Below are 21,672 nucleotides of genomic sequence, written 5' to 3'. Positions count from 1 at the left end.
ATCTCTTCAACCTCCTCGTTTTTCTTTTATCGTATTGAATAAAAGACCAATAAACAAGCGGAGAAAACAGGTTTCTGCATTAAAGTGCTGTTGAATTGCAACGCCGAAAGGACGATGAGTCACTCATTAATGAATAATTGGTATACAATATAGCATATCTTAATTTAAAATTGACGAAATATACTTATTTATCTATACTTTATTAAAAAATGGTATACCATCTTAAAAAGACAGGAGCCAATCCATGATTCATATTACTGAAGTAAAAAAGAACTCTGTCTATGATTATCTGTATAACGCCATCCGCACAGGGGACATCAAACCAGGGCAGACGCTGACGGAAAGAGAGCTGGCAGAGAAGATTGGCGTGAGCCGGACACCGGTCCGGGAAGCGATCCGGAAACTTGAAGAGCAGGGACTGGTGACGCATGTGCCACATAAAGGCGTGAAAGTCGCCACGCTGACGATGGAAAAAGTGGCGCAGCTGTATGAAGTGAGGGAAGTGCTGGAGGGACTGGCGGCTCGGACGCTTTCCCAAATCCAGACACCGGAAATCATCGATGAGTTAAACAGCTACGTCGCAAAGGCGGAAAAAGAAGCGGCCGCCAACAATATCAAAGAATTGGCCGACATCAATTCGGAATTCCATCTGGCGCTGACACGGCTGTCTGAAAACTTTTATCTGGAAGCCATCATGACAATGCTGCAGACGCAAATCGGCTTGATGATGTCGACGTCTTTGTCTCAAGCCGGACGTCCGCTGCGAAATGTGGAAGAACATAAGATGATGATTAGTGCAATCCAATCGGGGGATGGGGATGTTGCGGAAAGCATGGCGAGGTTCCATGTGCGAAAAGCGAAAGAAAACGCGTTTAAAAAAATAGCAGAGGGTGGAAACGGATGATGGAAACGAAAACATTGGTGCAAAATGTATTGAAGACAAAAATGAGCAACATTCCGGAAGAAGTAAAGCTCCATGGCAAAAGAAGCTTGTTCAACTGGATGGGCGTGGCGATTGGTGCATCAAAGCATCCATCGGTCGATATGGTGCTTGGGCTGAAAGAAGACATCAATTCTTCTGAACAGGTATCCATTTTCGGCCGTACGGAAAAAGTCGATCTGCTGCTCGGCAGCTTGATCAATGGCATGTCTTCGCATATTTTTGACTATGACGATACACATCTTGATACCATTCACCATCCGAGCGGCCCGGTTGCTCCGGTCGTGCTGGCACTTGCAGAGAAACTGAACCTGACAGGCGAGCAGGTCCTTCACGCTTTTATTCTCGGCTGCGAGGCGGAACTGCGCATTGCGAATGCAGTATATCCAAGCCACTACCATCTTGGCTACCACATCACGAGCTCTACGGGTGTTTTTGGGGCGGCTATTGCAGCGGGAATCCTGCTGGAACTGGACGAAGAACAGCTGACGTGGGCGCTTGGCATCGCCGGGACGCAGTCATTCGGCCTTCGGGAAATGTTCGGCACGATGACCAAACCGTTCCATCCGGGGAAAGCGGCGCAAAATGGCTTGATGGCGGCCATGCTTGCCAAAAAGAACTTCACGAGTTCAACAGAAGTGCTGGAAGCGAAACGCGGATTTGCCAATGTCCTAGCGCCTGAACATGATTTGTCAAAAGTGAACATCAAATGGGGAGAGCAATGGGAGCTGCTGAAGAACGCTTTTAAACCCTACGCATGCGGCATAGTTCTGCACCCGTCCATCGACGCTTGCATTGCACTTGGCAAGCAAGTAGCGGCGGAAGACGTAGAACGCATCGAATTGACCGTCAACCAATACGTGCTGGAGCTGACCGGCAAACCGACTCCGCCGACTGGACTTGCCGGCAAATTCAGCATCTACCATACAGGAGCCGTCGCATTCCTTGAAGGCGATGCGGGGGAAGCGCAATACGCAGACGCGAAAGTCGTTGATTCTAAAGTGGTCGCATTCCGTTCGAAAATTTCACCGAAAGTCGATGACAGCGTTAAAGAAGAAGAAGTGTATGCGACGGCTTTCCTGAAAGACGGCAGCACAATTGAGCATATCGTGAAAAATGCGACAGGCAGCATTGAAAACCCGATGACCGACGAAGACTTGGCCAGAAAGTTCAATAACCTGACCCATCCGATCATCGGCGCTGAACGTGCGAACAAGCTTCGGACAGCGATGTACATCATCGATGAAAAAACGGATCTGTCGGAATTGATTGAATTGACGAAAGCCGATACTGAAAAAATATACAATTGATACCAAAAGAGAAAGAGCCTTTAAAACGGAGGCTCTTTCTTTTGTTTTGTTTGGCTGTCTCCGCCGGTCATTTATCTATGGCAATTGATTTTTTTCTGTAGCCATTTGTCTGGAGAAGTAAGATGATATAAAAAAGAGCCATAGATGGGAGAGGATCACATGAGAAGCGAGAAAGAGAAAATGCTGCTAGGTGCACTTTACGATGCGACTGACCCTGAATTGCTGAGTGACAGACTCCAGGCACGGAGATTGGTCCGGCTGTTCAATCAGTCATTGGAAGCGGATGCCAACAGAAGAACCGGCTTATTAAAGGAACTGTTTGGCTCGACAGGAAACAAACTGGAAGTCGAACCGGTATTCCACTGCGATTACGGCTATAACATCTACGTTGGCGAGAATTTCTACGCTAATTTTGACTGCGTCTTATTGGATGTCTGCGAAATCCGGATTGGAGCGAACTGTATGATGGGGCCGGGCGTCCATATTTACACAGCGACACATTCGCTGAATGCGAAAGAACGTAATGCAGGATTGGAGTTCGGAAAGCCGGTTGCGATCGGAGCAAATGTCTGGATCGGCGGCCGGGCTGTGATTAATCCTGGCATAACAATCGGGGACAACACCGTCATCGCTTCCGGTGCGGTTGTTACGAAAGACGTGCCGGCGGGTGTCTTTGTCGGAGGCAATCCGGCCAGAGTCATCAAACAACTGGAAGAATAACTGATGCGGCTGAAAAGCCGGCCCATTCCAAAGCGGGATGGGCTGTTTTTCAATCTGGCTTCAGCAGTCTGCCCATCTTTTATTGCGTATAAAATTTTTTGAATGTTTCTTCAAATTATCTGTTTTTTAATAAAAAATTATATATATTGGAAATAAGCCATTGAATTTGGGAGGGGTAGTCATGAAAAGCTATTTTGATGAACAAAACCTTTCGAAAACGCACGGACAAGAAACACAGCCAGTGAAAAATAGGCATTTCCTGAAAACTTTTTTCGCATTGTTCGGTCTCGGTACAGTCGGCATCATTTTTTTGGTTCCTGCTTTAATCCCTCTAATTGAATCGCAGCTGCAAACGCTGCCCGATGCACCTGATATTCCAGTGGTTGTTCTTGTCCTGCTGTCATTGATCAATCCGCTGATTCTGCTGGTGGCAGCTGTAGTAGTGGGTTTGGTGACTGCCCCCAAGACAGGGCTGATATCCCACCTGTATTTTCAGATAAACAGAAAAGCGGATGATCCAAAGAAAGGCTCTTTCAAACAAGCCGTTCCTATTGGGATTATGGCGGGAGCAGGAGCGGCTGCCCTTGTCTTTGTGCTGGATCTTGTCTTTCAGCCATATCTTCCGGGGGCGCTTCAAATGAGCCGCGAGTCCAGGAATCTTTTGAACACGTTATCCGGAATATTCTACGGTGGCATTACAGAAGAATTGCTGCTCCGGTGGGGGTTGATGTCCTTGCTTGTGTGGGGCATGTGGAAAGGGTTCCAGCGTTCACGCAGTGCGCCATCTGCCGCTGTGTTCTGGATCGCGATTGCCATCAGTTCGCTGCTGTTCGCGCTTGGTCATTTCGGGGCAACCGCACTCGCCGTACCGATGACGACGGCTGTCTGGACGCGGATGATGCTGCTCAACGGGCTTGTCGGCATCGTCTTCGGCTGGCTGTATTGGCGAAAAGGGCTTGAAATCGCTATGATTTCACACGCATTCTTTCATATCGCTATGACGCTGTTTATTGTGGTCTGGTTTCTGATATAGTCAGAAACATCCCGCAATTGAAAACCGGTCTGTCACACATAATAACCTCCGTCCCTATTGCAGAAAAAAACAACAAACAATTTGAAAAAATTCAGAAGTAATATTGAGCATTTTTGGAAGCGCTTTAAACATGATGAGAGAAAGGGTTTAAAGATGAAAATGTAAATGAATACCATAAAAATTTATCGGACAATTTGAAATGTTTGGTTGACTTTAAAATATCCTAGTATTATGATTGGATTTAAATTTAATAATCTTATCCAGAGAAGCCGAGGGACTGGCCCGTTGACGCTTCAGCAACCTCTGACATTTGTCAGAAAGGTGCTAATTCCAGCAAGATTTTTTCTTGGGAGATAAGAGAGCGGATTCTGTCTATTTATACGGCCCTCTTTTCTCGATTGTTGAGAAAAGAGGGCTTTTATATTTTCAGCTGACGTCGCCGCACAAATTCATGATTAACAATGAGGAGGATGAATATGACGAAGAAACGAATTTACTTGAACGCATTTGAAATGGTATGTGCTGGTGGGCATCAGTCTCCGGGCTTATGGCTGCATGAAGACGACCGTTCCCATACTTACACAGACAGTGAGTATTGGATTGAACTTGCCAAGCTATTGGAAAAAGGGAAATTCGACGCAGTGTTCCTGGCGGATGTACTGGGTACTTATGATGTTTATAACGGATCCCGGGATGCTGCACTCCGCAACGCCGTCCAGTCTCCGGTCAATGATCCGCTGCTGGTAGTGCCGTTGATGTCTTCAGTCACGAAACATTTGAGTTTCGGTGTTACAGCTTCGGTCAGTCATGAACATCCTTATACATTTGCACGGCGCATGTCGACATTGGATCATTTGACTAAGGGACGGATCGGCTGGAACGTCGTTACCTCTTATCTGAAAAGCGCAGCACTCAATATTGGCCTTGAAGACCAGATGAACCACGACCAGCGCTACGATTTCGCAGCTGAGTACCTGGAAGTCTGCTATAAGCTATGGGAAGGAAGCTGGGAAGACGATGCGGTCGTCCGGGACAAACAGGCGAAAGTCTACACCGACCCTTCAAAAGTGCACGACATCCGGCATGAAGGGGAATATTTCAAAGTTCCTGGAGCTCATTTGTCGGAACCGTCGCCGCAGCGTACGCCGGTTCTGTTCCAGGCAGGTGCTTCACCTCGCGGCCGGGAGTTTGCGGCAAAGCATGCGGAATCGGTATTTACTGCCGGCCCCACAACCCAAGTGGTGAAAAAAGGGGTAACCGCATTGCGCGAACGCATCCAGGCAAACGGCCGCAATCCTGAAGACGTCATCGTTTACACAACGTTCACCGCGATCGTCGGAAAAACAGAAGCGGAAGCACAAGCCAAATACGAAGAACTGAAAAGCTATGTCAGTTATGAAGGGGCACTCGCACTTCTCGGCGGTTGGACGGGCATCGATTTTTCAGGCTACGATCCAGACGAAACGTTGGAGTATATTCAAAGCAACGCCATGCAATCAGCAGTCGAAGTGTTTACGCGTGCCGATCCAGACCGCAAATGGACCATCCGCGAACTTGCCACATTTGTCGGCATTGGCGGCAGAGGCCCAGTGGCAGTGGGGACACCGGAACAAATCGCTGATGAAATCGAATATTGGGTGGAAGAAACAGGAGTCGATGGCTTCAACCTTGCTTATACACTTGCCCCTGGAAGCTTTGTGGACTTTGTCGAACTCGTCATTCCTGTCTTGCAGGAACGCGGCCTTGTCCAAAAAGAATATGCAGAAGGCACGTACCGCGAAAAAATTTACGGCAAAGGCCAGACCGGATTGAAAGAAACGCATCCTGGTGCCAGCTATAAGCAATTGCATCAGCCAATTGAAAACTAGAAGGGGGAATGGATGTGATTACAGCTTACTGGATCAGTGTCGCGGTTTTTTGGATCGCCGGATTGACGCTATGGAATAAAATCTATCCAAAACCGAAACGGAAAGGAGAAGATGGCAATGCGTGAAGACACAACATGGTTGCTTCCATTTATCATCGTAATGCTTATTGGCTATTTTGCATGGACGACTTGGCTCGGTAAGAAAGGTGCTGTTCACAGCGGTTCGATGAAAGGCTTCGCTCTTGCCAAAGGCAAGATAAGCCCGGCGCTGGTCGGCATGAGCTTCGGCACCTCCTACGCAAGCGCGAATTTGTTTCTCGGTGTTCCGGGCTGGGCCTATACATATGGTTTGTCGACGTTATGGTATACCATTGGCTGCTTTGGCGTGACATGGCTCGGTTTGCTGCTATTCACAAAGACTTTCTGGCGCTATGGCCAGAAGAATGGCGGCAGCCTGACGCTTCCGCAATGGCTTGGCAACCGCTATAATAGCAAAGCACTACAGGTCCTCGTAGCGCTTCTGGTGTTGTTCAATATCTACTATATTGTGGGGCAGAATGTCGGGCTTGCTACAATGTTTGAAACAGTCATCGGCATCCCGTATATGTGGGGCATTGCGATCGGTGTCGGCATCACCATTGTCTACGTCAGCCTCGGCGGCGCGTTTGCCCAGATTGTCAGCGACGGTGTACAAGGTGCGGCAATGGCGGCCGTTTCAATCTTGTTGTTCGTGTCGCTGCTATGGACAATCGGCGGCGGCTGGAATGTCTTCGGCACGCTCCACTCGGAACTTCGCACAATTGACCCGGCGCTGGTGGCACCTCTTTCAAAAAGCGGTCCTTTCTATAGCGGCTTTGCCATCTTAAGTATCCAGTGGCTGCTGTTTTCGTTCGTGCTGCTGCCCCATCTGATGAATAAAGTGCTGACAGTCGAAAAAGAAGAGGATTTGCGGACGTTCACCTTAACAGCCGGGCTTTCCCTCTTTGTCTTGTCCATCTTTTCGGTATTTGCCGGCCTTGCCGCACGTGTCATCTTGCCGGGTTTGGCTTCAGCGGACAGTGCCATTCCGGCGTATATCATGGAAGCCTTCCCGGTCGTCATTGTTGCCTTGCTGGTGATGGGATTGATTTCTGCCATTCTGTCGACGACTGACAGCCTGTATCTCGGCATCACCAACAGCATCGGCAATGACCTCTATAAAGTGTTGGCAGTTCCACTGCTGTACAAGAACAAAAACCTGTCGGAACAGGAAATCGATGGCAAAGTGCTCAAAGCCTCGAAGATTTCATTGGTGTTTATTGGGTTGATTTCGCTGTATATGTCGCTCAACCGGCCGGAATCACTAGCATTGCTGACCAATTTCGGCACTTCTGCCATCATCAGCGGCATTGCGGCGCCTATCAGTCTCGGCTATTTCTGGAAGCATGCCAATAAAACCGGAGCCATCGCTTCGGTCATCAGCGGAGCTGGCTGCTATATGTTCCTGACAAGTTCTGGAACTGTCAGCCATGTATTCCAGGCTATGTTTTTCAGTTCGATGCTTGGCTTCTTCTCCATGATTTCAGGAAGCCTGCTTGCGGAAGCAGCCAAGAAACGGGATAAAACAGCGCAGCAAGCCATTTAAATATGTGCAAAATATGCAAAAAGAAGGACCTCCTTAATGCTGGGAGGTCCTTCTTTTAGTTAAAACGCATATTGGAACAGGCCATAATACAAAGGCCCGAGCAAGATGATTGTTGAGATTGCCATAAACAGGGTGCCGGCGACACCGGTTGCCGCTTCCGGCTCTTGTGCTTCAAACTTGTTTTTCAGTTTAAAAGCGAACAGGATATCCCAGAGCAGGGCACCGAAAAAGACGATTTTCCATACAAGCGGATCAAGAATCTGGTTATTGGTCACAAAACCGAACAATCCGATCCATGTCACAATGGATACAGCCAAATCGAATTTAATCGGAAAATCCGCATGGCGGCTGTGGATCAAAAAACCAATAGTGGTCGTGCCTAAAAGTGCTGCGTAAATAAACCATAATGTTTGTTCCATATTTCATTTCCTTCTTTAGTGAGACTTCTTTCATTATAGAAGACTTGGTAAGGGAAGCAAACATTTTTCATCTATAATCTGCCGTTTCAGGGTTATCGCCGTTTAACAGTCAGCTTGAATAAGGCAATCGCCACCGAGTGATGGCTCTCTTCATTGATCCGTAAACACGCTAATATATTTTAAAAGTAAATATTTATAGAAAACATTGATTGTTCCGATTTCTTTGTGCTAACATAAACAGCAATCAAGTGTCAGGTTATTGCCCTGTTGGAAGGAAGGCAATATGGCCTTAAACCAGTCGATATCACCAGCCAATTGAAAGCACTCGAAGGAGACGAAGTGGTTTACGATATATGCAGAAGTTTTGAAGTTGAACGCGATTTTATCTGATCGGCTATTTTAACGCCAGGGGGGACAACTTGAATTCATTTCTATTGCTTATTATCCTTATCAACGTTGCTTACATGACCCTTTTTACATTGCGCATGATTCTGGTCATCAAGGGTTACCGGAAAGTTGCCGCAGTTTTGTCCATGGGAGAAGTGTTCATCTATTTAATAGGATTGACCATCGTTCTTGATAACTTGGATAAGCCGTTGAATGTTGCCGCCTATTGTGCTGGCTGGGGACTGGGAGTTTATCTCGGAGGCATTATCGAAAATCGTTTGGCGCTTGGCTATATCGTTTTTGACATTATCGTCGATGCTTTGGAATTGGAACTGCCGCTTCAAGTTCGCGACAAAGGCTATGGAGTCACTTCTTGGATGGCGGAAGGCAAAGACGGAGCAAGACTTTGCATGAAAGTCCTGGCGAAGCGGAAAAACGAGAAAAAACTGCGTGATTTTGTGACCGGGCTCTCACCGAAGGCTTTTATCATTTCCTACGAACCAAATCGGTATAATGGCGGGTTTCTTACGAATCCGATTAAACCTGCAGGCGGGATTAACCGAAGAGCGTAAAAACTTTTTGAGCAGACGCGAATGCGTCTGCTTTTTTTCATCGTTAGTCGTTATAATGGATAAAACGAGACGAAAATCTCTTCGCCGTTTTGAATCCGCTAGGGAGGTGTAGTCATGGGCAACAAAAGCCACGGCCTGAAACATGGCTGGACATTGATCGCGCATAAATCATTCACGCTGTTTTCAAATGCCAATACCTACATCGTCATTGACGACGAGCACGACACCGTCATGCATTTCAAAGTCACGGATTCTGAATTTGAAGTCATCTCCGCCAACTGGGGACTCAATTATAAAGTCATTCTTGGTTTCAAGACGATAAAGATTTTGGATGTACCGGACGAAGAATAAAAATAAAAGCCTCTCCACTTGGAGGGGCTTTTATTTTGTCCGAAGAGAAATGGCAACGCCGACAAGAATGATAGTTGCCCCAACTACTTGAAGCATTTGAATGGCATGACCCAAAATCATCAAACTGAAAAGCATCGCGATAAAGGGTTCTAAATTCAGCAGAAGGGAGGCTTTTGAAGCGCCTACCTTTTGGATGGAATTGTTCCATAAGAGCGTACATAAGCCGTGCATAATAACGGCTGTCGCAATCAGCAGCAGCCAATAAGGAATCGGGATTGCCCAGATTTGGCTGGCATTTTCCCAAGGGATAAAAGGAATCAATCCGATGACACCAAAAACATTGCTGTACCAAGTAATAACAGCCGGGTGGATTGTCTTGGACAAATGCTGGACGAAAATCAAAAATACCGAAAAAGAAAGCATTGTCAGCGCAATCAATAATTCTCCTTTGCCGATGCTTGGGATCAGCAGGCTGCCATTTGAAATGACCAGCCAGACGCCCGTTAATGCGATAAAGGAACCGAACCAGAAACGTGCGGTTTTCTTTTCATTAAACCAATAAGAAGAAAGAAGCGAAGTCACGATGGGAGAGAGCGCAAGGATTAAAGCAGCCGTTACCGGCTCAGTGAATTGGAGGCTTGCATAAAAGCTCCATTGGTTTAAAGAGACGCCTATAAATCCGGCAATTGCCAGGAAGGTGTAATTGTGAACGGTCAGTTTCTGGACTTTTACAGCCCGAAACGTCACGAAGAAAAGAAAAAACAAGATAAAGATCAAACGCAGAACAGCGATGATGCTGGGATCGAAAACTGCTACTAAAATGGCGCCAAAGACAAAATTGCTGCCCCAGGCGATAACACAAAACAAAAGGATTGCATAAGTGAACCATATTTTATTCCTCAAAACCAAAATTCCTGCCTTTCTGCTAATCAAAAAGAAAAAAGAAAGAGGGGGCTTTTTCTTTTATTGTTCCTATCCGTAATACTGAGGTTCAAAGAATTTCTTCTTATTGCGGCTGTTCCATTCCACAGTTTAGCATATGGCAATGCGGCTGTCTCTCTTTGCAGGATGGGACCTTATACCAACTTTCAGTAGTTATAAATAACTGCTTTGCACAAGGTCTCTTTACCTTTAAATTCCCCTATGCTAAGTTCGTCTAATCAGGGAGTTTAAAAGCCGGAAGCTCAGGGAAAAGAAAAGGCGTATAGTTTGCTAAAAATTCAGAAATTTATAATTTGTTCTTATGGAAAGTCTCTGAGAGGGCTTTTTTTACTTTCTGAGAAAAATTGAGAGGAGGTACAACCATGCATTTATTGCCTCGGGAGATTGATAAATTGATGATCGTAGTAGCTGCAGACCTTGCCAAAAGGCGCAGAGACAGAGGATTGAAGCTTAACCATCCGGAAGCGATGGCTCTGATCACTTATGAAGTGGTAGAAGGAGCGAGAGATGGAAAGACGGTTGCGGAATTGATGGAATACGGAGCAACCATCTTATCGCGGGATGACGTTATGGAAGGCATCCCTGAAATGATCAAAGACATTCAAGTAGAGGCCACATTCCCTGATGGAACAAAACTGGTGACTGTCCACAGCCCCATTCGTTAACTTGATCATAGGAGGAATCGACATATGGAACCAGGACAATACGTATTAAGAGATGAAGATATCATTTGCAATGAAGGAAGAGAAGTTTATACAATTTCCGTTGTTAATACAGGAGACCGGCCCGTACAGGTAGGTTCGCATTTTCATTTTTATGAAGTGAATCCAGCTCTTCAGTTCAATCGCGAAGAGGCTTACGGAAAGCGCTTGGATATTCCTGCAGGAGCGGCAGTGCGGTTTGAACCGGGAGACGAAAAAGAAATACAACTGATTCAGTTTGTTGGAGAACGCCGGGTATATGGTTTCAATAACAAAGTGGATGGTCCACTGGAAAGCAGGGATGAATCATGAGTTTCAAAATGTCCAGAAAGCAATATACAGAAATGTTCGGCCCTACTACTGGTGATGCCGTACGTCTTGCCGATACCAATCTGTTTATACAAATTGAAAAAGATTTTACGACATATGGTGAAGAAATGGTATTCGGTGGAGGGAAAGTCATCCGTGATGGAATGGGGCAGCATCCTCTTGCGGCACGTGAAGATGGGGTGGCAGATGTCGTCATCACGAACGTTATTATCTTTGACTACACCGGAATTGTGAAAGCGGATCTTGCTATTCGCGACGGCAAAATATTCGGCATCGGAAAAAGCGGAAACCCGCTAATCATGGACAATGTTGATATCATCGTCGGAGCAGCAACCGAAGTGATTGCAGGTGAAGGGCTGATTGTCACAGCAGGCGCCATCGATACACACGTCCATTTCGTAAATCCTGAACAGGTCCAAGTAGCGCTTTCAGCCGGAACGACTACATTGATCGGCGGCGGCATGGGTCCGGGAGCCGGATCGAAAGCCACAACCGTTACCCCGGGTGAATGGAATATCCACCGGATGCTTGAAGCGGCAGAAGGATTGCCGATCAATATCGGATTCACAGGAAAAGGACATGCAGCAACTGCCGCACCTTTAGCAGAACAAGTAAAAGCCGGAGTCATTGGCTTAAAAGTGCATGAAGACTGGGGCGCAACCGGCTCTTCTCTTGACCACGCGCTAAGTGTTGCCGAGGAATACGACATCCAAGTGGCTCTCCATGCCGACACCTTAAACGAGAGCGGATTCATGGAACAGACAATGGCGGCAGTGAAAGATCGCGTCCTCCATATGTACCATACAGAAGGAGCAGGCGGCGGACATGCGCCAGACTTGATCAAATCAGCAGGCTATCACAATATATTACCGTCTTCAACCAACCCCACCCTCCCCTACACTGTCAATACAATTGATGAACATTTAGATATGGTGATGGTTTGCCATCACTTGAATCCTTCAGTGCCAGAAGACATAGCTTTTGCCGATTCCAGAATACGCCGCGAAACAATTGCGGCTGAAGACATCCTGCAAGACATGGGTGTATTCAGCATGGTCAGCTCCGACTCCCAAGCCATGGGACGAGTAGGGGAAGTAGTCATACGAACATGGCAAGTAGCAGACAAAATGAAGATGCAGCGCGGTGTCATGCAAGGAGACAGTGAATATGCGGACAACAACCGGGCAAAACGCTATATTGCAAAATATACGATCAATCCGGCGATTACCCATGGCATTTCAGCTCATGTCGGCTCGATTGAAGTAGGGAAAATGGCGGATCTGGTTTTATGGAATCCAGCATTTTTCGGGGTGAAACCTGAAATGGTGCTGAAAAATGGAATGGCTGTAGTCGGCTTGATGGGAGATGCCAATGCATCTATTCCAACGCCGCAGCCGTATATTTCACGTCCGATGTATGCCCAGCACGGCAAGGCGTTATCAAGAAACTCTGCTACGTTTATTTCTCAAGCGGCTTTTGACAGCGGTGTCCATGACATGCTCGGGCTGCAAAAAATCATTTTGCCTGTTGGAGGCATCCGCACGCTATCGAAAAAAGACATGAAACTGAATTCGGAAACGCCTGATATCACAGTGGATCCGCAAACATATGAAGTAAAAATAAACGGAGAACTGCTGACTTGCGCGCCTGTAGACAAGGTGCCGATGGGGCAGCGATATTTCTTATTCTGAGGTGAAGGGCATTGATTATAGAAAAAGTAATTACGAATATAGAAGATATGGACGAACAGGAGATCAACAAACGCCATATTGAAAAAGTATATTTGGAGAGCGCTTATTTGCTTAAACGGATTCAGCGCGTTAAAACGGATCACGGGAACGAACTCGGAATCCGCTTAAAAGAAGTGCGCGAGCTTGTGGCAGGCGATGTCCTGTTCATGGACGACAAAAACATGATTGTAGTAGACGTGCTATCCGATGATTTGATCGTCATCAGCCCCAACACGATAGGGGAGATGGGCAACATCGCCCATCAGCTTGGAAACCGGCACCTGCCCGCTCAGTTTGAAGGCAACGACATGCTTGTCCAATACGATTACCTGGTGGTGGATCTCCTGCGGGAATTGGAGATTCCTTTTAGACGGGAAGAACGCAAAGTGAAAAAAGCCTTTCGCCATATTGGCCACAGCCATGAATAAAAACCTGCTTTCACTGTTTCAACTATGTGATTCCGGCTTGCCGACTGGAGCGTTCAGCCATTCGTTCGGTTTGGAAAGCTATATACAAGCGGATGTGATAAAAGATCAAAAGACCTTCTTTGATTGGCTCAAAGTTTATGTTCATGACCAATTGATCTACACGGACGGCCTTGTGTGCCGATTGGTATACGATGCGCTTGAGAAACAGGACTTGCAGGAAATATGGAAATGGGACCGGATGCTGATGGTACAGAATTTACCGAGGGAAACACGGGAAGGCACTCAAATGATCGGGGACCGCTTGCTGAAAATTGCCCAATCGCTATACGATTTCCCGGTGCTCGCACAATACAGGGAACGCATTGGAAATAAGCAGGCGTTTGCCCACCCTTCGATTGTTTTTACGATGATTGCCCACGGGCTGAATGTCTCGAAGGAAGATGCCGTTTTGTACTATCTGTATTCCGCTTCTTCAAGTCTTGTCCAAAATGCTGTCCGCGCAATTCCTTTAGGGCAGACGGCTGGAATCATGATCACCCATGAATTCCATCCTGAATTGCAATTGGCTGCACAGAAGATTATGGAGTTGACAGAAGATGATTTCGGAATTGCTTCACCTGGGATTGAACTTTCCCAAATGCAGCATGAACGCGTGAATATCCGAATTTTTATGTCATAACGATGAAATTTTTATAGAGAAAAGGAAGTGTTTGAATGGGACCGATTAGAATTGGTGTCGGCGGGCCGGTAGGAGCAGGAAAAACCATGCTCGTTGAAAAAATAACCCGCACTTTAGAACATGAAATTGATATGGCTGTCGTTACAAACGATATATACACGAAAGAAGATGCGAAGTTTTTGATGGAAAATGGTGTATTACCGGAAGACCGCATCATTGGAGTTGAAACGGGTGGCTGTCCGCATACGGCAATCCGTGAAGACGCTTCGATGAACTTTGCGGCAATCGACGAATTGGTGAAGCGCCATCCAGAAGTCGAGCTTATTTTCGTTGAAAGCGGCGGCGACAACCTGGCCGCAACGTTCAGCCCTGAACTCGTCGATTTTTCAATTTACATCATTGATGTGGCACAAGGAGAAAAGATTCCACGAAAAGGCGGCCAGGGAATGATCAAATCTGATTTATTTGTCATCAACAAAACCGATTTGGCTCCTTATGTAGGCGCCCGTTTGGATGTCATGGCTTCAGATACCAAAGTATTCCGCGGCGACAAACCGTTTGTGTTTACAAATTTAAAAACTGAGGAAGGGCTCGATGAAGTCATCGAATGGCTGAAGACCCATGTTTTGTTAAAAGGGCTGGAATAATATGACCTTATGGACAGGCGAGTTATCGCTCGATTTAGAAGAAAGAAAAGGAAAGACGGTAGCGAAGAATGTGTTTTTTCAAGGAGCATTCAAAGTGATGCGGCCGATTTACCATGACGAGACGGGAAAAGTTTGCTACTACTTGCTGAATCCGGGCGGCGGCTATTTAGACGGAGACCGCTACCGGATGAAAATAACAGCCAAAGAAGGCTCTAAAGTTACTTTAACGACGCAATCAGCAACGAAAGTGTATAAGACGCCGAAAGGCCATGCTTATCAAGAAACGGACATCCTATTAGAAAAAGGCAGTTATCTGGAATTTTTGCCTGACCCATTGATCGCATATGAGAATGCACGTTATCGGCAAAAAAATACGGTCCGGATGGAGACCGGTGCGGTATTTCTTTATACCGATATCCTGACTCCCGGCTGGTCGCCGAATGGCGGAAAGTTCACCTATCACACTGTCCAATTGATCAATGAAATCTATGTCGATGGCGAACTTGCTGTATTTGACCATATTAAACTGTCGCCGGAAAAGCAGAGCATCAAGGGTTTAGGATTTATGGAAGGATACAGCCATATCGGTTCAATGATTGTCGTTGGTGAACAAACAGACAGCGAACTGCTCAATGATCTGTATGAAGCGATCCTTTGCCAAAGAGCCGATGTGAAATTCGGTTTATCGCAATTGGTGGTTTCAGGTTTCAGTATTCGAATATTGGCAAATTCAACGCAAGTAATCGAAAGAATAATCGCCGAATGCCATCGATTAATCCATGAACGGTGGTTCGGCATAACGCCCAACTCATTAAGAAAGTATTAAGCATTAAAAAATCTATCAGTTCGGAAAGCTGATAGATTTTTTAATAAAAAGCGCGTGAAAGTGATAGCATTCTTTCGTAAAAGCGGGATACTTACTTTATAATGAGGGGGAATTATCAAAGTAGAAAATGTTTTAAGGAGGACAAGAACATGTTTGAAGAAAAGAGGGATGAACCAGTACTGAAAGATTTTGAAGTGAAGTCGGTGTTTGAGGACCGGATACATGAAAGATACGCGTTTACATTCAAGATAGAGGATCATGAATTCAAAGGCCATTTTCATGAAGACCAAATTCACTGGCTGCACCCGCATCCAAAGCAAATAATTGGTGAAGAAAAAATAGATGCGATTGAATCCGTAATCCATAAGCTGATGGTACAATACGGTATCTCAAGCGATACGAAAGAATTGGAAGTTAAGCCGATTTTTGAAGATAAAGCATATAAGCGCCACCAATTCACTTTGAAAGTGAAAGGCGAGCAATACAAAGGATTCGTCCATGAAAGTGAAATCCAATGGTTCCATCCGCAGCCAAAGCAAAAGCTGGAAGATGAACAAGTCCAGGCAATTGAAGCGGAGATTCATGAGAAATATGCAGATTTTAAGAAAGAAGAAGATAAATAAAAGAAAGCTGAAAATCGGTTTTATAACTCACTAAACCGATTTTCTGCCAGTGGCTTTGCGACAAAGCAGCGAAGCGACACGAGCTGAAGACCTTGGACTGAGCGTAGCGAATATTTTTTCAATTTGCGACGAGTAATCGCAGGAGCAAAGAAAGCAGCTGAAGACGTGCCCGCGGAAAGCGTCCGCCCTGGAGCGAAATGAATAAAAATGGCCAAAAATTTCTCAACAGCAAAAAAGAAAGTCCTGCTTAATTGCAGGACTTTCTTTTTTTTAATCTCACTCTTACTCTATCTTCTTATCCCATTCCTCGATATTCCACAAGACGCCGAAGCCATGGTGGCCGAGCGTACGTGTGCTGATTCCTGTCACGTTTTCGTTGACGCCATATAAAGCTTGAAGGTAAACAAGGAAATTATACGGTGGATCAATCGTCAGTTCTTCTTGAAACTGATGGTAGTAAGCCGTTCGTTCATCCACATCTGCCGTTGTTCTTGCTTTCATCAGCAATTCGTCGACTTTGGCATTCTGGTAGGAACCAAAGTTGTAATGCCCGTCGCCTATTTCACTGCTGTGGAACAGGCGGTACGTATGGTCATCCGGATCAAATTCACTGCCCCAGCCAATGATCAGCGCATCTTCACTGTCGTAGTCGATGGCATTCTGATCAACCGGTTTCGGCTTGGCCACAATGCCGAACGCTTTCAGCTGTTCCGACACGACATTGGCAAGCGCTACACGTACAGTGTCCTGGATGGGAGAGACGAGCTCGAATTCGAACCGCTGCCCGTCTTTTACAAGCACGCCATCAGAATCTTTAACCCATCCGGCTTCTGCCAAAAGCTGCTCCGCTTTTTCAGGGTTGTAAGTATACCCTTCTTCATCAGAAGTTCCAGCCCATGATTTTTGCAAAGGCCCGTATGCCGGTTCTCCTTTACCGGCCAAAATCCCTTTCACCAATTCATCCCGGTTTACCGCATGATTCATCGCCTGGCGGACCCGTTTGTCCTGGAACAAAGGCAAGTCGAAATTATACAGCACTGCCCGGTAGTCGGCTGTCGGTATTTCATGTACCGAATAGGGATCGCTTTCTTTTGTACTGGCCAATTGGTTGGGTGCGATAAGCGCCAAATCGATTTCACCGGTTTTCAATTGAAGAATCCGCGTATTGGCATCCGGTACGGCTTTAAAGACCACTTCATCCAACTTAGGAGCGGGTCCGTAATACGCTTCATTGCGTTCCAGTGTGATCGTATGGTCGCTGCCCCATTTCTTCAATTTGAAAGGACCGTTGCCGACAGGGTTCTGATTGAATTCCGTCGTATTGAGATCTTCGCCGCGCAGCAGGTGTTCAGGAATAATGCCGATTTTTAGCTTATCCAGAAGAGGGGGAAAGGGCCGGTGCACAATCATTGTTATTTCATAATCACCAGTCACTTCCACTGCTGCAATTTCATTGAATTCGCCGGCAATAGGTGTGTTCGTTTCAGGATTCTGGATTTGGTCGAATGTGAATTTCACGTCTTCTGCCGTTACCGGTTCTCCGTCTTGCCATGCAGCGTCTTGGCGAAGTGTAAAGACATAAGTCAATTGGTCATCTGAAATTTCCCAGCTCTCTGCCAAATCAGGGGTTACTTGATTTTTAGCATTGGGCTTAGTTAATCCCCGAAAAAGCAAGGCATCGATTTCTTGGCTCTCGTCCAGCACCGGATTGACTTTCTCGATTTCAGAAGCCATTCCGTAAACGAGCTGTTTCATTTCAGCTGAATCTGCCGAGTTGCCGCTTTCCTGACTGCATCCTGCAAGGCCAATCAAAGCAGCGGCCAGTAAAAATTTCAATCTGTTTTTATTCATTTATTTCCACCTTTACTTTATTATTTAATAGCTTTCTGCGGGCTTCAAATCCCGGCATGCAGGATAAAAGCCGCTTTGTATAGGGATGAGTCGTCAAAAGTATTTTATTGGAATCCGCTTCTTCTGCGATAGCCCCTTTTTCCATTACGTAAATCCGCTGGCAGATTGCCAAAGCAACTTGAATGTCATGCGTAATGAATAAAACGGCCAGATTTTCTTCCTCGTTAATAGACTGAATCAGTGAAATCAGTTTTGCTTGCGAGCTCATATCCAAACTGGCAAACGGTTCATCCAAAATGATCAGTTCAGGCTCCATCAGCAAGGCACGGGCCAGTGCGGCGCGCTGTCTCATGCCCCCTGACAATTGGTGAGGATATAATCGGCCGTCAGAAGCAGACAAGCCGACTTGCTGGAGTGCCGTATGCACCCGCTCTTTTTTGGTCTCTTTTTCTTCTTTCCTGTAATCCAGTCCTTCTCCGACAATCTTTTCGATGGTCCAGCGCTGGTCGAAAGAAGCAAGAGGGTCTTGATGCACCCATTGAATGCCTTGGCGGAAGGGCTCGTTTCCTAGCCATCGGATCTTTCCGCTCGTACATGGCTCCAATTGGAGCATCAACCGGGATAAAGTGCTTTTGCCGCCGCCGCTTTCTCCGATTAGCCCGACGATTTCTCCTTGCGCTATATGTAGGGATACATCTGTCACTGCAGGGATTACTTCTTGCTGAAACCAATTCTTCTTTATATACTGTTTCGTCACATGCTCAACTTTCATGATGAGTTTACTGCTGGAACGGTTGATTGTTTTACTGGAACCGGAGAGCAGCAAATAATCTGCCAGCAATTGCTTGGCTTCGGGGGAACGGGGAGCGGTTAATAGCTTATCGGCCAGGGACCATTCCGCTATTTTTCCCTTGTTCATGACAATCACTTCATCAGCGATTTGGGATACCACTCCCAGGTCGTGCGAGATAAATAAAACCGAGCTCCCCGATTGCTGCCGCCAGTCTTTGATCAGCTGGATCATCTCGGCTTGGATCTGTAGATCGAGCGCGGTCGTCGGTTCATCTGCAATCAGCAACGAGGGGTTCATCGAAATGGCAAGAGCCAATTGAACCCGCTGCCGCATACCGCCTGAAAGCTCGTGCGGATAGGAGCGGAAAACCTTTTCGGCATCATTCAGCTGCACTTGGCGAAGCAGGTGCAATGCCTGTTCTTTCGCCGCTTTTTTTGATAACGAAGAATGAGCGGCAAACAGCTCTAAAAAATGGCGGCCAATTGTTTGGATTGGATCAAATGTTTGCCAGGTGTCTTGAAAAACAATGCCGATTTCTTTCCCGAGATAATGCTTTCGCCGCTTTTTATCCATTGAAAATACAGCTTCCCCCGAAAACCGGACAGAGCCGGATCCAATAGAGAGGCCATCCGGCAGCAGGTCAATGAGAGCTCTTGCCGTCAGGCTTTTTCCGGAGCCGCTTGCTCCGATGATGGCGGTTATGGCATCTTTTCGAACGGAGAAAGAGAGGTCTGAAACGACTGCTTGTTGCTGTTGGACAATCGTCAGCCGATCGACTTCAAGAAGAAATCCACTCATTTTTATCCCCCTTTCTGAACTGCGGTGCCGCTAGGCGGTCCTGCAGCTTGTCGCCTAAGATATTGATAACCAAAATGGTATACATGATGCATCCGGCAGGAAACACTGCCAGCCACCAGGCTCCTGAAAGCAAATGGCTTTGGGCGCCCATAAGCATATTGCCCCATGAAGGTTCTTGCGGCGGGATGCCGATGCCCAGAAAGCTGAGGGTGGCTTCAGCAAGAATGGCATGACTCATTCCGCTGACCGCAAGCACAATAATGGTTGGAATGCACTGCGGCAGCATATGCCGGCGCAGCAATTGAAACGAAGAAGCTCCTACCACTGTGGAAGCCTGTATAAAAACATCTTTCTTCATAGCGATAAGTTCTGTACGGATCAGCCGGGCAATAGGCATCCAGCTGGTCAGGCTGATCACTAGAATCACTGCCGTCAAACTAGGTGAAAAAACAAGCTGCAGCCCAATCATCAATAAGAGAGAAGGGATGCTTAGAAGTGCGTCGATCAGGCGCATCATCAGCCGGTCAATTCCACCGCCAGCCAATCCGCTGATAGCGCCATAGAAGATTCCCAATGCAACTGACACGGCCATGGCCGCTGCACCAACGGCTATGGAAACCCGGCCGCCATACAAGAGACGGGAAAACACATCTCTACCCAGTTCATCGGTTCCAAGCAAATGAGTGGAACTCGGAGGCTGGAGAATGCTGTTCATTTGAACTGCCAGTGGATCATGGACTGTCAGCAAAGGAGCAAACAAGACGGCAGCAAGAAGCGCAGTAAATGAGGAAACGGTGAAAATTATGAACCAATGGCGTCTTATGTCCATCATTTCCCCTCCCCGAGCACTTGATGGCGCAGCCGTGGGTCAATCCAGGCACAAAGAAGATCCACAAATAAGTTAACCAGGATGACGAATACCATGCTCAACATGAGGATGGCCAATAAAACCGGATAATCATGGGCAAGTGCGGATTTCAAGGCCAGGCGGCCAAGGCCTGGCCAAGAAAAAATGGTTTCCACTACAATCGAGCTTGCCAAAGAAACCGCGAGCGACATGCCGGCGTAGGACAATAAGGGAATGGAGGCATTAGGCAGCAGATGGTTTTTTAAGATGCTCCATTGCGAAAATCCGCGTGCTTTTAAAGCAAAGATAAATCCAGTATCTTTCGTAATAATGATGTGATTGCGCAAAAGCCGGATATAATAACCGGCATGTGATAAAGCGAGGACGAGCGATGGCAGTAGAATATATCGGAGTTGTCCGTCTCCCATTCCGGATGTAGGCAGAATGCCCAAGTGAACGGAGAAAAAAATCATGAGCATCAAAGCGAACCAGAAAGGAGGAATGGACAGAAAGATGAAACTGACAGCAGTTACTGCATGGTCATACAGCGAACGGTGCTTTAAGCCGGTGGAGACACCGAACAAGACAGCCAGCAAAAGCAGCAGAAACTGGGAAGACAGCAATAATAGGAAGGTTGGCTGCAAGGAGCCGGCAACTACTGCGGCGGCATCCATTCCGGAAATGGTGGAGTGCCCCCACTCACCTTGAAAAATTTGGCCGAGCCATTTGGCATACTGGATAGGCAATGCTTCATTCAGCCCCAAATTTTCTATTATGCGGAGCCGGTCCGCTTCACTCAATTTCTGCAGCTGATCTCCATACATAGCTGCGGCCGGATCACCAGGAAGAGCACGGATAAAGGCAAAGCAAAGCATGCTGCCAATAACTAACACAAAAAGCGATTCAACGATACGCTTTACAATAAAACGTCCCATTTTCTTCCTGCTTTCTATAAAAAAATAGTGGATTTTTGATGGGAAATCATCAAACACCATGTCCTATTCTAGCATACGGCGAATTCTTTTTAAATCTTAACGCATGCCGCTTCAAGTATTGATTTAATGGGCTTTTCCGGCATTTTTTATGAGAGAACACGGAGAATCGATCAATGGCAGAATAAGAAACTACATTTTCAGAACGAATATAAAAAATAGTTAAATAGTCTCATCCAGATGAAAAGATGAAAAAGCTTCTTTAAGCTTTTTCAGCATTGAAGTACTTAATTCGATTAAGGGATGCTCGAGCTGCTGTGCC

Annotated in this window: 23 protein-coding genes and 1 riboswitch; of the genes, 17 read left to right on the top strand and 6 right to left on the bottom strand. The window is 46.5% G+C overall.

The genetic code is table 11. The features are described 5' to 3' along the window. Positions 1 to 244 precede the first annotated feature (244 nt). The 6 genes from QWY16_RS18115 (at position 245) to QWY16_RS18090 (ending at position 7,494) form a co-directional block, all read left to right on the top strand. Positions 245 to 904: a GntR family transcriptional regulator gene (locus tag QWY16_RS18115; RefSeq protein ID WP_300990635.1), complete on the top strand. Its 660-nt coding sequence runs from the start codon at positions 245 to 247 to the stop codon at positions 902 to 904. After that, positions 901 to 2,250 (top strand): MmgE/PrpD family protein, encoded by a 1,350-nt coding sequence (locus QWY16_RS18110; protein WP_300990634.1) that lies wholly within the window; start codon positions 901 to 903, stop codon positions 2,248 to 2,250. The genes QWY16_RS18115 and QWY16_RS18110 overlap by 4 nt, the downstream gene beginning before the upstream one ends. Before the next feature lie 159 nt (positions 2,251 to 2,409). Then, positions 2,410 to 2,970 (top strand): maltose acetyltransferase domain-containing protein, encoded by a 561-nt coding sequence (locus tag QWY16_RS18105; protein WP_300990633.1) that lies wholly within the window; start codon positions 2,410 to 2,412, stop codon positions 2,968 to 2,970. Positions 2,971 to 3,151: 181 nt separating this feature from the next. Beyond that, positions 3,152 to 4,003 carry a CPBP family intramembrane glutamic endopeptidase gene (locus QWY16_RS18100; protein WP_300990632.1) on the top strand — a complete coding sequence of 284 codons (852 nt, stop codon included), beginning with the start codon at positions 3,152 to 3,154 and terminating at the stop codon, positions 4,001 to 4,003. Between the two features lie 253 nt (positions 4,004 to 4,256). Next, a riboswitch (SAM riboswitch) is annotated at positions 4,257 to 4,363 on the top strand. A 116-nt stretch (positions 4,364 to 4,479) separates the two neighbouring features. After that, positions 4,480 to 5,871 (top strand): LLM class flavin-dependent oxidoreductase, encoded by a 1,392-nt coding sequence (locus QWY16_RS18095; protein WP_300990631.1) that lies wholly within the window; start codon positions 4,480 to 4,482, stop codon positions 5,869 to 5,871. A gap of 117 nt (positions 5,872 to 5,988) precedes the next feature. Continuing rightward, positions 5,989 to 7,494, top strand: coding sequence for a sodium:solute symporter family protein (locus tag QWY16_RS18090; protein WP_300990630.1), 1,506 nt, complete (start codon positions 5,989 to 5,991; stop codon positions 7,492 to 7,494). 59 nt (positions 7,495 to 7,553) lie between these two features. Here QWY16_RS18090 and QWY16_RS18085 read toward each other — a convergent pair whose 3' ends face one another. After that, positions 7,554 to 7,913, bottom strand: a complete 360-nt coding sequence (locus tag QWY16_RS18085) for a hypothetical protein (protein ID WP_300990629.1) — start codon at positions 7,911 to 7,913, stop codon at positions 7,554 to 7,556. Positions 7,914 to 8,180: 267 nt separating this feature from the next. Here QWY16_RS18085 and QWY16_RS18080 point away from each other — a divergent pair, with 267 nt between their 5' ends. The 3 genes from QWY16_RS18080 (at position 8,181) to QWY16_RS18070 (ending at position 9,223) form a co-directional block, all read left to right on the top strand. After that, positions 8,181 to 8,303, top strand: a complete 123-nt coding sequence (locus QWY16_RS18080; protein ID WP_300990628.1) for a hypothetical protein — start codon at positions 8,181 to 8,183, stop codon at positions 8,301 to 8,303. 29 nt (positions 8,304 to 8,332) lie between these two features. Further along, positions 8,333 to 8,872 (top strand): DUF2179 domain-containing protein, encoded by a 540-nt coding sequence (locus QWY16_RS18075; RefSeq protein ID WP_300990627.1) that lies wholly within the window; start codon positions 8,333 to 8,335, stop codon positions 8,870 to 8,872. Positions 8,873 to 8,986: 114 nt separating this feature from the next. After that, positions 8,987 to 9,223 carry a hypothetical protein gene (locus QWY16_RS18070; RefSeq protein WP_300990626.1) on the top strand — a complete coding sequence of 79 codons (237 nt, stop codon included), beginning with the start codon at positions 8,987 to 8,989 and terminating at the stop codon, positions 9,221 to 9,223. A 30-nt stretch (positions 9,224 to 9,253) separates the two neighbouring features. Here QWY16_RS18070 and QWY16_RS18065 read toward each other — a convergent pair whose 3' ends face one another. Next, a complete protein-coding gene (locus QWY16_RS18065) occupies positions 9,254 to 10,126 on the bottom strand; it encodes a DMT family transporter (protein ID WP_300990625.1) in 873 nt (290 codons plus the stop codon). A 401-nt stretch (positions 10,127 to 10,527) separates the two neighbouring features. Here QWY16_RS18065 and QWY16_RS18060 point away from each other — a divergent pair, with 401 nt between their 5' ends. From QWY16_RS18060 to QWY16_RS18025, 8 genes are all read left to right on the top strand, one after another. After that, positions 10,528 to 10,830: an urease subunit gamma gene (locus QWY16_RS18060; RefSeq protein ID WP_300990624.1), complete on the top strand. Its 303-nt coding sequence runs from the start codon at positions 10,528 to 10,530 to the stop codon at positions 10,828 to 10,830. Positions 10,831 to 10,854: 24 nt separating this feature from the next. Next, complete coding sequence (locus QWY16_RS18055; protein ID WP_300990623.1) at positions 10,855 to 11,178, top strand: urease subunit beta; 324 nt, start codon at positions 10,855 to 10,857, stop codon at positions 11,176 to 11,178. Beyond that, a complete protein-coding gene (gene ureC / locus QWY16_RS18050; protein WP_300990622.1) occupies positions 11,175 to 12,887 on the top strand; it encodes an urease subunit alpha in 1,713 nt (570 codons plus the stop codon). Before QWY16_RS18055 ends, ureC begins: the two co-directional genes overlap by 4 nt. 11 nt (positions 12,888 to 12,898) lie before the next feature. Next, complete coding sequence (gene ureE, locus QWY16_RS18045) at positions 12,899 to 13,354, top strand: urease accessory protein UreE (protein WP_300990621.1); 456 nt, start codon at positions 12,899 to 12,901, stop codon at positions 13,352 to 13,354. Beyond that, positions 13,347 to 14,033, top strand: a complete 687-nt coding sequence (locus QWY16_RS18040) for an urease accessory protein UreF (protein WP_300990620.1) — start codon at positions 13,347 to 13,349, stop codon at positions 14,031 to 14,033. Before ureE ends, QWY16_RS18040 begins: the two co-directional genes overlap by 8 nt. A gap of 35 nt (positions 14,034 to 14,068) precedes the next feature. After that, complete coding sequence (ureG, locus tag QWY16_RS18035; protein WP_300990619.1) at positions 14,069 to 14,680, top strand: urease accessory protein UreG; 612 nt, start codon at positions 14,069 to 14,071, stop codon at positions 14,678 to 14,680. A 1-nt stretch (position 14,681) separates the two neighbouring features. Further along, positions 14,682 to 15,506: an urease accessory protein UreD gene (locus tag QWY16_RS18030; protein WP_300990618.1), complete on the top strand. Its 825-nt coding sequence runs from the start codon at positions 14,682 to 14,684 to the stop codon at positions 15,504 to 15,506. A 149-nt stretch (positions 15,507 to 15,655) separates the two neighbouring features. Next, positions 15,656 to 16,129, top strand: coding sequence for a hypothetical protein (locus tag QWY16_RS18025; protein WP_300990617.1), 474 nt, complete (start codon positions 15,656 to 15,658; stop codon positions 16,127 to 16,129). Positions 16,130 to 16,411: 282 nt separating this feature from the next. Here the strand turns inward: QWY16_RS18025 and QWY16_RS18020 are convergent, their stop codons facing one another. The 4 genes from QWY16_RS18020 to QWY16_RS18005 are packed head-to-tail and all read right to left on the bottom strand — an operon-like array spanning position 16,412 to position 21,353. Continuing rightward, entirely contained in the window at positions 16,412 to 17,980 is a 1,569-nt protein-coding gene (locus QWY16_RS18020) for an ABC transporter substrate-binding protein (protein ID WP_300990616.1), read from the bottom strand. Continuing rightward, positions 17,973 to 19,571, bottom strand: a complete 1,599-nt coding sequence (locus tag QWY16_RS18015; RefSeq protein WP_300990615.1) for an ATP-binding cassette domain-containing protein — start codon at positions 19,569 to 19,571, stop codon at positions 17,973 to 17,975. Before QWY16_RS18015 ends, QWY16_RS18020 begins: the two co-directional genes overlap by 8 nt. Continuing rightward, positions 19,552 to 20,403, bottom strand: coding sequence for an ABC transporter permease (locus QWY16_RS18010; RefSeq protein WP_300990614.1), 852 nt, complete (start codon positions 20,401 to 20,403; stop codon positions 19,552 to 19,554). The genes QWY16_RS18015 and QWY16_RS18010 overlap by 20 nt, the downstream gene beginning before the upstream one ends. Next, a complete protein-coding gene (locus QWY16_RS18005) occupies positions 20,400 to 21,353 on the bottom strand; it encodes an ABC transporter permease (protein WP_300990613.1) in 954 nt (317 codons plus the stop codon). Before QWY16_RS18005 ends, QWY16_RS18010 begins: the two co-directional genes overlap by 4 nt. Positions 21,354 to 21,672: the final 319 nt, after the last annotated feature.

The sequence above is a fragment of the Planococcus shenhongbingii genome, assembly GCF_030413635.1.
GTDB lineage: Bacteria > Bacillota > Bacilli > Bacillales_A > Planococcaceae > Planococcus > Planococcus shenhongbingii.
Note: the sequence above shows the minus strand (reverse complement) of the source record. Positions and strands in the feature narration are given on the sequence as shown.

Excerpts from the sequence above, each read along its gene's own strand:
- QWY16_RS18115 (WP_300990635.1), top strand. The coding sequence starts at position 245 with ATGATTCATATTACTGAAGTAAAAAAGAACTCTGTCTATGATTATCTG.
- QWY16_RS18110 (WP_300990634.1), top strand. The coding sequence starts at position 901 with ATGATGGAAACGAAAACATTGGTGCAAAATGTATTGAAGACAAAAATG.
- QWY16_RS18105 (WP_300990633.1), top strand. The coding sequence starts at position 2,410 with ATGAGAAGCGAGAAAGAGAAAATGCTGCTAGGTGCACTTTACGATGCG.
- QWY16_RS18100 (WP_300990632.1), top strand. The coding sequence starts at position 3,152 with ATGAAAAGCTATTTTGATGAACAAAACCTTTCGAAAACGCACGGACAA.
- QWY16_RS18095 (WP_300990631.1), top strand. The coding sequence starts at position 4,480 with ATGACGAAGAAACGAATTTACTTGAACGCATTTGAAATGGTATGTGCT.
- QWY16_RS18090 (WP_300990630.1), top strand. The coding sequence starts at position 5,989 with ATGCGTGAAGACACAACATGGTTGCTTCCATTTATCATCGTAATGCTT.
- QWY16_RS18085 (WP_300990629.1), bottom strand. The coding sequence starts at position 7,913 with ATGGAACAAACATTATGGTTTATTTACGCAGCACTTTTAGGCACGACC.
- QWY16_RS18070 (WP_300990626.1), top strand. The coding sequence starts at position 8,987 with ATGGGCAACAAAAGCCACGGCCTGAAACATGGCTGGACATTGATCGCG.
- QWY16_RS18060 (WP_300990624.1), top strand. The coding sequence starts at position 10,528 with ATGCATTTATTGCCTCGGGAGATTGATAAATTGATGATCGTAGTAGCT.
- QWY16_RS18055 (WP_300990623.1), top strand. The coding sequence starts at position 10,855 with ATGGAACCAGGACAATACGTATTAAGAGATGAAGATATCATTTGCAAT.
- ureC (WP_300990622.1), top strand. The coding sequence starts at position 11,175 with ATGAGTTTCAAAATGTCCAGAAAGCAATATACAGAAATGTTCGGCCCT.
- QWY16_RS18040 (WP_300990620.1), top strand. The coding sequence starts at position 13,347 with ATGAATAAAAACCTGCTTTCACTGTTTCAACTATGTGATTCCGGCTTG.
- ureG (WP_300990619.1), top strand. The coding sequence starts at position 14,069 with ATGGGACCGATTAGAATTGGTGTCGGCGGGCCGGTAGGAGCAGGAAAA.
- QWY16_RS18030 (WP_300990618.1), top strand. The coding sequence starts at position 14,682 with ATGACCTTATGGACAGGCGAGTTATCGCTCGATTTAGAAGAAAGAAAA.
- QWY16_RS18025 (WP_300990617.1), top strand. The coding sequence starts at position 15,656 with ATGTTTGAAGAAAAGAGGGATGAACCAGTACTGAAAGATTTTGAAGTG.
- QWY16_RS18020 (WP_300990616.1), bottom strand. The coding sequence starts at position 17,980 with ATGAATAAAAACAGATTGAAATTTTTACTGGCCGCTGCTTTGATTGGC.
- QWY16_RS18015 (WP_300990615.1), bottom strand. The coding sequence starts at position 19,571 with ATGAGTGGATTTCTTCTTGAAGTCGATCGGCTGACGATTGTCCAACAG.
- QWY16_RS18010 (WP_300990614.1), bottom strand. The coding sequence starts at position 20,403 with ATGATGGACATAAGACGCCATTGGTTCATAATTTTCACCGTTTCCTCA.
- QWY16_RS18005 (WP_300990613.1), bottom strand. The coding sequence starts at position 21,353 with ATGGGACGTTTTATTGTAAAGCGTATCGTTGAATCGCTTTTTGTGTTA.